The organism is uncultured Shewanella sp., assembly GCF_947495455.1.
In the GTDB taxonomy this organism is placed as follows: domain Bacteria; phylum Pseudomonadota; class Gammaproteobacteria; order Enterobacterales; family Shewanellaceae; genus Shewanella.
Window position 1 is genome coordinate 1 of sequence record NZ_CANLZC010000214.1, and the last position, 1528, is coordinate 1528.

Annotated in this window: 1 protein-coding gene; it reads left to right on the plus strand. The window is 39.2% G+C overall.

What is annotated here, in order from left to right; all coding sequences use genetic code 11:
- The first annotated feature begins 374 nt into the window (after positions 1 to 374).
- The gene (locus tag Q0791_RS24795; protein WP_299011938.1) at positions 375 to 908 is read left to right on the plus strand and encodes an acyloxyacyl hydrolase; all 534 of its coding nucleotides are present in this window, start codon (positions 375 to 377) and stop codon (positions 906 to 908) included.
- The last annotated feature ends 620 nt before the right edge of the window (positions 909 to 1528 follow it).

The following is a 1528-nucleotide window of genomic DNA, read 5'->3' on the forward strand; positions in this document are numbered from 1 at the left end:
ATTGTGTCACCTATATTGATATGAAACTGATTATACAGTCTCTAAGTAGGTGGCCAAATTCACTATACCTCTTCACTTTTTCTCTTCACTGTTTTGAAAAAATAATGATTTTTTCTAAAAACGCCTTATATCATCTTTTCAATCGCTTATTCACTATAAAGCAGTAAAATCATTCTTTTTAACTATAAAAAACGTCATCAAAATCACATTTGTAATCATTTTGTACTATAAATAATCTATAGCTTGAACGTTAAATAAACAATATTTAACGCTTTTAAGGTTAACTGACATGCAGCCACCTTAATTAATCAAGCTTAAATCAATAACTCACTCGATAGTTTGAGTGATTTGAGACATGATTATTAAGGTCAAAAATGATGTACAGATATGCCGTTTTTTGTTGTTCATACTTTATTCCATCATTATTCATAACAATCAGTGCCTCTGATATTAACAATAATAGTGTTAGCTTGATTTACGGCGAGCCAACCAGTACTCAAAATAAAACCATCTACACTTATGATGTCGAATATCAACGTATTTTTCTACGCTTCGACTCTAATCGCTATTTCTTAGGTGCAGGAGCAAAGCTTGGACAAATATCTGTCGATAATGAAAGAGGCGAACGTTTTAGCCTATATGCCACTCCAGGGCTTAATGTAGGATCTTTCTCTTTTGCACTCGTAGGAGGAGGAATTTATCTCACTAAAACAGTTTTTGGTGAAAATGATCTGAAAACAAAAGATTATGGCGGTCATTTCCAATTTATCCTAGGGGCAAATGCCATATTCCATGCAACGGAAAATTGGGCAATAGGCTATCAATTTGAGCACATGTCTAACTGGAATAACTATGATCATAATCCCGCATTAAACACTCACAACTTAGTATTAAGATATCAATTTTAACGTCCTACTTTCAAAGAACAGAAAAACAAAGAGTGGCGCTTGTCATGGCCAGCTACGGGTAAACCCTCCGCGTTCAATGGGTGCAAAGCTACGCTTCGCCAACAACGCCCATTTCACCCTACGACTGCCAAGGATGGCGGAAGTGCCGATATTGAAGGGAGCATTTATCGGCCTCTTATTATGCCCTCTGGGTACACATGGGTATTGAGCCTCACTGCGTTCGGGCTTTCTATTTCCCCATGTGAGAGTGTCATTTCCTACAAGCAGACAAAACAAAGAATGGCGCCTGTCATGATCAGCTACGCTAAAGCTCCGCGCTGACTCACAGGGATGTGGGGAATGTTGAAAATGTCGGGAACAATTTTCTACCATAAGCACATCGCTAGCGCGATATTCGCCCTACTATTTATTATGCCCTTTGGGTACACATGAAAGGAAACATGCTGCGCATGTGCTTTTGTCTTCCCCATGTGAAAGTGTCATTTCCAAAAAGCAGATAAAACAAAAAGGCCACCCGATTGGGTGGCCTCTATGTTTTATTTAGCGCCTGGAAATGACCTACTCTCACATGGGGAGACCCCACACTACCATCGGCGCGATTGCGTTTCACTTCTGAGTTC

What these genes read in the sequence shown, in the direction of transcription:
- Q0791_RS24795 (WP_299011938.1), top strand. Translation starts at nt 375, where the DNA reads ATGATGTACAGATATGCCGTTTTTTGTTGTTCATACTTTATTCCATCA.